This is a genomic window from Sulfolobus sp. B1 (genome assembly GCF_007050195.1).
Taxonomy (GTDB): Archaea; Thermoproteota; Thermoprotei_A; order Sulfolobales; family Sulfolobaceae; genus Saccharolobus.
The window spans coordinates 1-1,045 of record NZ_QIMI01000277.1; the positions used below are offsets into that span (position 1 = coordinate 1).

2 protein-coding genes are annotated in these 1,045 nt (G+C 32.6%); one reads left to right on the forward strand and one right to left on the reverse strand.

All coding sequences use genetic code 11. The annotated features are described in order from the left end of the window. Positions 1 to 155: 155 nt before the first annotated feature. Entirely contained in the window at positions 156 to 296 is a 141-nt protein-coding gene (locus tag DMP16_RS11130; protein WP_185957868.1) for a hypothetical protein, read from the reverse strand. A 145-nt stretch (positions 297 to 441) separates the two neighbouring features. Between DMP16_RS11130 and DMP16_RS10150 the strand changes: the two genes are divergently transcribed. After that, entirely contained in the window at positions 442 to 723 is a 282-nt protein-coding gene (locus DMP16_RS10150; protein WP_143577214.1) for a hypothetical protein, read from the forward strand. The last annotated feature ends 322 nt before the right edge of the window (positions 724 to 1,045 follow it).

Consider the following 1,045-nt stretch of genomic DNA (forward strand, 5'->3'; position numbering starts at 1 on the left):
CGAATTCCTCTAAAGATATGGTATTCCATTCAATTTTAATCTGATTATTAACGTTTTCTGTATAATATTTAGAGGAAGCAATAAGGCCACTATAACCTCGTATATGATTCCAAGTTAAACCTTTCAGCGTTATCATAATTAATCATCTTTTAACCTTAAATTGATTTTTCCTGCTTTAGTCTCTTGATTTCGTCATCAGTTAAGCCTAGTAGCGACTTAAATATTTCAAAATTATGATATCCTCTTGGCATCGGCACAGTATTTACTTCAGCCTGAATTTTTTCTAGCTTAAACACCGAATTAGGAAGGATGATCCTCTTATTTTCAGACGGTATTTCTATTTCTTTATATAGCTCTCTAGCTCTAACATGAGGAGCTGGAATAGCGATATCAAATTACTCTAGATATAAAGAAGAAGCTATAAAATTTTCAGTATGGCTAATGAGAAAGGATATCCAGAAGAGTTTGTACTTCGAAAATGGTGGACAACCTGGAAACTTATATGTGTGGCTTGATGATGAAGTAAATAATAAGGCGAATAATTTCTTTTTAGATACTCTACTGACTGTCGAGAATTCATATATACGACCTAGACATCATAATTTTCCAAGATTCCAATTAGAAGGATCTATCATATTACATGAATATTTAAGGGGAGAAACCTCTGAGAACGAGGTTTATAGAGAATTGAACGATCTGTATCTAAGTTTACTAGGAAATTAAATGAGCGTGTAAAAATTCATAAGTTTATGAAGTATAAACTAAAAATTTTTACTTAAACTCCTTTTTTACCCCTTGAAAAGTTACATCGCTTGCTTGTGTATTAATTGTGAACATTCACTTGTATACTCCTTTGAACTCTTGATGTAAACCAATGAATTTTGGGATCGCCTTAGACTCAACCTTATCCCACAGCTCAACAAGTTGTAAATACTTTTGCTTGCCTTTTAATCCAAGCGAAAACGTATACCCTCTTATTTAAAAACCCTAGCTATAGCCCTAGCCATTAATATATTCAAGGACAATTCCTTAACGTGCTTACTTT